The organism is uncultured Anaerotruncus sp., assembly GCF_902490045.1.
GTDB lineage: Bacteria > Bacillota > Clostridia > Oscillospirales > Ruminococcaceae > Anaerotruncus.
The window spans coordinates 1-7,608 of sequence record NZ_CABUCJ010000112.1 but is presented as its reverse complement, the minus strand read 5'-3'; the positions used below and the strand labels follow the sequence as shown (position 1 = coordinate 7,608).

The 7,608-nt window shown below is 63.5% G+C and carries 8 protein-coding genes; all 8 read right to left on the bottom strand.

Annotation, left to right across the window (positions count from 1 at the left end; genetic code table 11):
• The coding region (locus RDM88_RS10475) for an aminoacetone oxidase family FAD-binding enzyme (protein ID WP_308754790.1) at nt 1-842 on the bottom strand (842 nt) is incomplete at its 3' end.
• The gene (locus tag RDM88_RS10470; RefSeq protein ID WP_308754789.1) at nt 835-1,710 is read right to left on the bottom strand and encodes a MurR/RpiR family transcriptional regulator; all 876 of its coding nucleotides are present in this window, start codon (nt 1,708-1,710) and stop codon (nt 835-837) included. The genes RDM88_RS10470 and RDM88_RS10475, both read right to left, overlap by 8 nt.
• 153 nt (nt 1,711-1,863) lie before the next feature.
• The gene (locus RDM88_RS10465) at nt 1,864-3,309 is read right to left on the bottom strand and encodes a 4Fe-4S dicluster domain-containing protein (RefSeq protein WP_308754788.1); all 1,446 of its coding nucleotides are present in this window, start codon (nt 3,307-3,309) and stop codon (nt 1,864-1,866) included.
• A gap of 42 nt (nt 3,310-3,351) precedes the next feature.
• A complete protein-coding gene (locus tag RDM88_RS10460; protein ID WP_308754787.1) occupies nt 3,352-4,521 on the bottom strand; it encodes a SpoIIE family protein phosphatase in 1,170 nt (389 codons plus the stop codon).
• Between the two features lie 2 nt (nt 4,522-4,523).
• A complete protein-coding gene (locus tag RDM88_RS10455; RefSeq protein ID WP_308754786.1) occupies nt 4,524-6,218 on the bottom strand; it encodes a [Fe-Fe] hydrogenase large subunit C-terminal domain-containing protein in 1,695 nt (564 codons plus the stop codon).
• Nucleotides 6,215-6,466 carry a (2Fe-2S) ferredoxin domain-containing protein gene (locus RDM88_RS10450; protein ID WP_308754785.1) on the bottom strand — a complete coding sequence of 84 codons (252 nt, stop codon included), beginning with the start codon at nt 6,464-6,466 and terminating at the stop codon, nt 6,215-6,217. The genes RDM88_RS10455 and RDM88_RS10450 overlap by 4 nt, the downstream gene beginning before the upstream one ends.
• Nucleotides 6,467-6,633: 167 nt before the next feature.
• Nucleotides 6,634-7,182, bottom strand: coding sequence for a M48 family metallopeptidase (locus tag RDM88_RS10445; protein WP_308754784.1), 549 nt, complete (start codon nt 7,180-7,182; stop codon nt 6,634-6,636).
• A gap of 11 nt (nt 7,183-7,193) precedes the next feature.
• On the bottom strand, nt 7,194-7,472 hold the full coding sequence (locus tag RDM88_RS10440; RefSeq protein WP_308754783.1) for an acylphosphatase: 279 nt from the start codon (nt 7,470-7,472) through the stop codon (nt 7,194-7,196).
• Nucleotides 7,473-7,608 lie beyond the last annotated feature (136 nt).

The window sequence follows — 7,608 nt, the reverse complement described above, 5'->3', positions numbered from 1 at the left end:
CGCAGCAGCCGCGCGTCGAGCTGCCGGTCGTCGAGCCCCGGCTTGAGGTCGATCTCCATCCGGCAGCTTGACGGGTCCCCCGTGAGGTAGGAGGAGGCCGACAGGACCAGCGGCCCCGACACGCCGAAGTGGGTGAAGAGCATCTCTCCCAGCTCGGAGAAGACCGCCTTGCCCCGCGCGTCCCGCAGGGTGAGGGTGACGTTTTTAAGCGACAGGCCCATCAGCTCGGCGCACCACGGCTCCTTCGCGCGCACCGGCACGAGGGAGGCCCTCGCCGGAACGACCGTGTGGCCGAGCGCCTTTGCCAGCCGCCAGCCGTCCCCCGTCGAGCCGGTCGCGGGATAGCTGCACCCGCCCGTGGCGACGAGCGCCGCGTCCGCGGGAAGCTCGCGGCCGTCCTCCAGCTTCACCCCCCGCACCGCGCTCCCGTCCGTAAGGACGGCGGACACGCGCGCGGAATATTCCAGCCGCGCGCCGGACGCCTTCGCGAAGCGGACGAGCGCGTCCGCCACGTCGGCCGCCCGGTCGGACACGGGGAACACCCGGCCGCCCCGCTCGGTCTTGAGCGGCACGCCCAGCGACTCGAAAAACGCCATCGCATCCGCCGGGGTGAAGGCGCTGGCCGCACCGTAGAGGAAGCGCGGGTTGGTGCGCACGTTTTGCAGGAACTCCTCGGGCGTGCAGTTGTTGGTGACGTTGCAGCGGCCCTTGCCGGTGATCAGCAGCTTGCGGGCGGGACGCGTCCCCCGCTCGAGCACCGTGACCGACGCGCCGCCCTTTGCGGCGAACCCCGCCGCGAACAGCCCGGCGGCTCCCCCGCCGATCACGGCGAGGTCAGACACCGGCTTCCTCCCCGCGCTTTTCATAGACCTCGTATTCGTCCCAGATCTGCTCGAGCCGGTCGTAGGTGCGGGCGATCTCGTCGTGCTTTTTCATGCCCACCGCCACGATCAGGGCGTTGATGAGGGAGAGGGGCGCGACGAGCGAATCGATGAAGGAGACCATGTCGCTGCGCGCCATCAGCACATAGTCGGCGTTCTCCGCCAGCGGCGACTGGTTCGAGTCGGTGACCGCGATGACCTTCGCACCGCTCCGGGCCGCAAAGTGGGACGCCTGCACCGTCCGCTTGGAGTAGCGCGGGAAGCTGATGCCGATGAACACGTCCTCCGGCCCGATGCGCATGATCTGCTCGAACATCTCGCTGCGCGAGGTCGTGTTGATGAGGCGGACGTTGGGGAAGATGTGGTTGAAATAGAAGCTCAAAAACTGCGCGAGCGCCGACGAGGAGCGCACGCCGATGATATAGATGCTCTTCGCCGCGCAGATACAGCCGACCGCCGACTCAAAGTCGGCGCGGCTCGTCTCCTCAAGGGTGCGCCGGATCTTTTCGATGTCCTTGCCGAGCACCTTGGCGAGCACGTCGGCGTTTTCAAGCTGGTCGCTCGTCACGTCCATCCGCTGCACGGTGGTCAGCTTGTTGCGGATGAGCTCCTGAAGCGCCCTCTGCAGTTCGGGATAGCCCGCGAAGCCCACCTCCGACGCGAAGCGCACGACGGTGGATTCGCTCACCCCCACCGTGCTGCCTAGCTTGCTGGCGGTCATGAACGCCGCCTTGTCAAAATGATTGATCATGTAGTTGGCGATCAGCCGCTGCCCCTTGGAAAACTGCGGGGTCATTTTTCCGATGAGCGCCAATAAATCCTGGCCCATATCCGATCCTTTCCTTCTGCATCCTGCAAAACGCAAGGTAATCCTCTTTCAGCTTTCTATCATAGCGGAATTGCGCGGGAAAATCAAGCGCGTTCCGGTAAAACGGCAGAAAAAATGCAGGACTTTTTGCAAAGTCCTGCATTTCGGTACGGATTATTTCGCGATTTGGGTGACGGCGATGGCGTCGAGGATCGTTTTCTCCTTGGCGAGCTGGCCGTACTTGTTGACCTCCGTCTTGTCCTTGGGGCCGTGGGTCACGCAGGCCGCGCCCCCGATGCAGCCCCCCACGCAGGCCATGCCCTCGATGAAATTGTTGGGCAGCAGGTTCTTGTTCGCCTTGAGCAGCGCGATTTTGCACTCCTCGATGCCGTCGCAGGCGATCGGGTTCGCCTTGAACTGGTCCTCCGGGATGCCGTGCTCCTTGAGCGCCTCGGCCACCGCGTCGGAGAGGCCGCCGCTGCGCGCGAAGATGCGCCCGTAGTAGGAGGCGTTGTCGAGCAGGCTCTCCTCGAGGTTCTCGACGTTCACCTCGCGCGCGTCGAAGAGCGCCTGGAGCTCCTCAAAGGTGATGACGCAGTCGACGCCGGTGATGTGCTCCTGCTGGAACTCCATCTTCTTGGCGGTGCAGGGACCGACGAAGACGCACTTCGCGGTGGGGTCGGTCTGCTTGATGAACCGCGCGACCGCCTCCATCGGGGAGGGGTTGTGGGAGATCTTATCCGCGAGGCCCGGGAAGGCGCTCCTGATGTATGCGACGAACGCCGGGCAGCAGGAGCTGGTCAAAAAGCCCTTCTCGACGAGCTCCGCGGCCTCCGCGTAGGCGACCATGTCCGCGCCGAGCGCCGCCTCGATGACGCTGTGGAAGCCGATCTTCCTGAGCCCCGTCACGACCTGCCCGGTCTTGGCGTAGCTGAACTGGGAGGAGATCGACGGCGCCACGACCGCGTAGACCTTGTATTTCGTGTTGTTCTCGCTGTCCCGCATGAGCGTCAGCGCGTCGAGCAGGAACGACTTGTCGACGATCGCGCCGAACGGGCACTGGTAGACGCAGGCGCCGCAGGAGATGCACTTGTCGTTGTCGATCTTCGCGGAGTTGTCCCGGTGCATGCTGATCGCGCCGATTTTGCAGGCGTTCTCGCACGGGCGGGTGTACTTCATGATCGCGGTGTAGGGGCAGGCGGTCGCGCACTTGCCGCACTCAATGCACTTCTCCTGGTTGATGCGCGCCTTGCCGTCGCGCACCTCGATCGCGCCCGTCGGGCAGGCATGCTCGCAGCGGTGCGCGATGCACCCGCGGCAGGCCGAGCCCACGTGGTAGCGGTTGACCGTGCACTCGTCGCAGGCGATGCGCAGCACTTCGATGGCGTTGGGGTTTTCCCTGTCGCCGCCCATCGCCATGTGGATCCGCTCGGTGATGATCGCGCGCTCCTTGTAGACGCAGCAGCGCATGGTCGGCTTGGGACCGGGGGCGATGTCCAGCGGGATGTCCCGGTAGGCGCTCTCCAGCTTCCCCTGGTCGAAGTGCTCGACGACCCCCTTGAGGACCTTGTATTTCAGCATCTGGACGTTGGTGTCGAAATTGCGTTCGGTAATTTGCATCTGTTACCCTCCATTGACGCGGCTGGCCGCGGGTTTGATCATCTAATAGTAGCTCACCTTTACCGTCTTGCCCATCAGCTCGAGGTATTTGGCGAGGTCTTCGATCAGCCGCAGCTTGATCGAAAGATCGATCGGCATATCCGGGTTCTGGTGGGCCGGGTTCATCGCCCGCCCCACGAAGAGATTCACGTCGGTCGCGCTCTCAAAGAGCATCTGCGCGATCAGCGAGGCGCCGTCCTTCTTGCCGATCCATTCGCTGTAGGTGTCGGTGCCCGACGAATACCGCCGCGCGAGCTCGACGACGTGCTTCATCGTGAGCACCCCCTCGGTGCAGAGGTCCACGCCCTCGATAAAGCCGATCGGCGGGATCTCCGGGTCGAGGTAGTCGAGGCAGGTCCTGACAGACGTTTTCAGGTATTTGGCCACGATCGTCGAGGTCGTGCCCCCGCAGACGATCGTCTTGCCCCCCTGGCCGAAGAAGAGCCGCATGATCTTTTCGTCGTCCTCCGGGTTGACCGGCGGGCCGATCATCAGGTTGACGGGCTGCCGCTCGCGGATGCGCAGCGCGGCCACCGTCGTGTCGTCGCCCGGCTTGCCCATGTAGAGGTCGCGGCAGGCGTCGCTGACGAGCCCGGCCACCGCCTTGGCCGACATGGCCGCGTTGTAGTGGGCCTCGAGGTATTCGACGACGTTCTGCCGTTCCCAGCCGAAGTTGAGCGACTGACCCACCCCCGCGTGGATGACGCCGTCGCTCATCGCGACGAACACGTCCCCCAAACGGGCGGGGAACCGGGATTCGTAGATCTTCTTGCCCGCGATCGTCTTCTCGGTCCGCTCGTAGTCGACGCTTTTGCCGTCCCGCAGCATGATCACGTCGGGGTTGTCGTACTGGATGAGGGAGACCTCGTCCCCGTGCACCTTGATCACCGTGAAGGTCGCATAGGCCACCTGGCGCACCGAACAGACGGGCAGCGTCTGCGCGATCGTCGTCACGCAGTCCTCCACCGTCATGTCGCTGTCCATCATCGTGGCGATGATCTTGGAGGTGAGGGTCGAGAGGATGTTCGCCTTGACGCCGCTTCCCAGCCCGTCGGCCAGCACCATCGTGAAGTCGCCGCTCGAGTTGTTCTTCACCTCGACGCGGTCGCCGCACAGCTGCTCGCCATACTTGTTGAGGCTGATGTAGCCGTTTTCCATAAACAGTTTTTCCATGGCTACTCGTCCTCCGAGAGCACGGTGTTCTTGATCTTGGTCAGCGCGATCTTCGTCTCGGCGGTCGTTTCGCCCAGCAGCGACGCGATGTCCTGGACGATGCGCATCTGCTTTTCGATCACCTTGTCGGTGATGTCGATCGTCTGGGCGCGGCGCTCGATGTACTTCTCCCTGCGCGCCTGCTCCGCCGTGATGTCCTTGAAGATGCCGAACAGGCAGTGGTGGTCCGCGTCGCGCACCACCGTCAATTCGACGTGCTTGTCGAGGTCCGCCAGGTACATCTTCTTGTCGATCACGTCGTTGCCCGTCTCAAGCACATCCTGGAAGTCGGTCGGGTCGAGCAGGTCGATCACGTCCCTGCCGATCGCGTCCTTCGACTTGGGGATGTTGAAGAGGTGGCAGGCGGACATGTTCATCCGCTGGACGGTCAGCCTGTCGTCGAGCACGAGGATCGCGTTGGGCGACACCGCGAACACGTTGTTGGAGAAGCTCTCCGCGTTCTCCAGCAGGTAGGGCAGGCACATCGTGATGTCCGCCTTGCCGTTGTAGACCGCCTTGGCCTTGTCGCGGCAGGTCGGGTAGCCGCACGAGCCGCAGTTGAGCTCATCCTCCGGCTTCTGCTTACCCATGCGCGCGAGGATGTCCGTAATCGCCGCCGCGGGCGGGTCGGGCTCGTGCACGAACTCGTTGGGGATGTGCCGGTGCAGGCCGAAACCGCAGGCAATGTCGAAGTCGGGCTTTTTGTCCTCGTCCGGCTGCGCGAATTCGTCCACCCGCACCCGGCTGTCGAGCAGGTTCTCCTGGTAGGCCCGCGCCGCGGGCCCGTTGATGCAGCTGCCCTCGCAGGCGCTCATCTCGACGAAGTACCCCTTGAGGCCGCCGCGCTCGATCGCCTCGATCGCGCGCACGCAGTTCTCCACCCCGTCGACCGCGAGGTACTTGTAGCCGGTACCGCGCGTGTGCATGCACTCGATGATGCCGCCCGTGCGCGGGAAGAAGCGGGAGGCGCGTCCCTCCCGCTCCGCCACAGGAGCGGGCGCGACCTCGATGTGCCGCATCTGGAACCACTGCACGAGCTCGTCGAAGGTGAGCACGCAGTCTATGTAGCCGGGGACCTTCTGCATCTCGTCCTTTTTGGAGATGCAGGGACCGATGAATACGACGTAGGCGTCGGGATATTCCTCCTTGATGAGCTTCGCGCTGGCCATCATCGGGGAGATCACCGGCGCGATGCAGGGGATGACCGCCGGGAAATACTTCTGGATCAGGGTGACGACCGTGTGGCAGCAGGAGGAGATGACGACCTCCTGCCTGTGGTCGCGGATGAGGTTTTCATATTCGCTCTTGACGATGTAGGCGCCCTCGGCGGTCTCCCGCGCGGCGAACATCCCGAGCTTTTTGAGATAGCCCTCCATCTCTTCGATTCCCGAGACGGGGAACTCGCTGATGAACGAGGGGGCGAGCGTAGCGATGACCCGTTTGCCGGAGCCCACCGCCCCGATGACCTCGGTCAGGTCGCTGCGCACGCGCTTCGCATTCTGCGGGCAGACCACGACGCACCGTCCGCAGAGGATGCACTCCTCCGGAATGATCTTCGCCTGATTGTCGGCGAAACGGATCGATTTGACCGGACAGGAGCGGATGCACTTGTGGCAGTTTTTGCAGTTGGCCTTTTTGAGGCTCAGTATATCGGTCATTGCGGCTGCAGCTCCTTCACAACCTTATCGATGAAAACTTCCCGGGCGTTGTCGGTGTTGAGCCCGGTGACGATCTCGTCATCCACCTTGATCGTCACGCCGTGCTGGCAGTGGCCGAGGCAGAAGGACGCGTTCAGGCTCACCTGGTCCTCCAGCTTGTATTCCGCGATCAGGTCCTTGAACGCGTTGATGATGTTGTAAGAGCCTTTGAGATGGCACGAGCTTCCGATGCAGACGTAAATTTCCATGTCGTTTCCTCCGGTTCTTGTTTTCCCGGCGGGGCCGCGGTTTCGTTCCCCTTTTTCCTCCCGGCGGCCCCATCCGTTTTCTTTCTATAAGAATACTACATTTCCGTTCTTTTTTCAATGTGTTAATTCTTTAACAATATGTAAAATCCATCGATTTTTTTGTCATTTCATCCAAATCCTCCCGTTTTCAGCAGTTTGCGCCGTTCCCTGTAGTCGGGCATCCACTTTGCCATCTCCGCGTGGAACCCCGCCTGGTGGTCGGGATACAGGAAGTGCACGTACTCGTGCAGCAGCACATATTCCACCGCCGCCCGCGGTTTTCCCATCAGCTGCTTATTGAGCGTGATGCGGTTTTTCGCCGGGTAGCACACCCCCCAGCGGCTCTTCATCCACCGCACCCGCAATTCCGGCTTGCCCGGCAGCAGGTGCGCGAAGAGCGGGTAGATCCGGTCGCTCACCGCCGTGAACGCCTCGAGGCATTCCGCGTCGGTGTACGCCTCCCGCGCGGCCTCGGCCTCCTCCGCGCGGGCCGCCAGCCGTTCCCGCGCCCGTGCGACCCACGCCGCACGGCCCGCGACAAACCCGTCGATCTCGCGCAGCGGAGTCCTCCGGGGCGCGGAAACGCGCACCGTCCCGTCGGCGCGCACCCGCAGATTGAGGTTTTTGACCCCTTTCCGGGTCAGCTCGTATTCCACGCCGCCCGCCGTCCGCGTCATCCGGGCCCCTCCTAATTGAGGGTGCAAAAGCCGTACTCCTCGATCGGGTCGAGCTTCTGCACCGTCACGTTTTGCACCTCGCTGTAGTGGTTTCCGCGCCGCACCGCCGCCGCAAACGCCTCCACCGCGTCGGGCGCGCCCTGGACCTCCATGTCCACCGCGCCGTCCTCCCGGTTGCGCACCCAGCCGGTGAGCCCCAGCCCGCGCGCCGTATAGCTGACATAGTAGCGGAAGCCCACCCCCTGCACACAGCCCTCGGCCAGCAGGTAAAGCCTCATCTTTTTCGCCACGGGCGACGCCCCCTTTCCGGTGATCCCCATCGATTTTACCGCAAATGGGCGCGGTTGTCGAGGGGGCGGCGGCTGGCCGCCGGCGGTTTTCGATTTTCCGCTCATCAAGCGGCAGAGTTGCCGGGTCCCGCCCCGG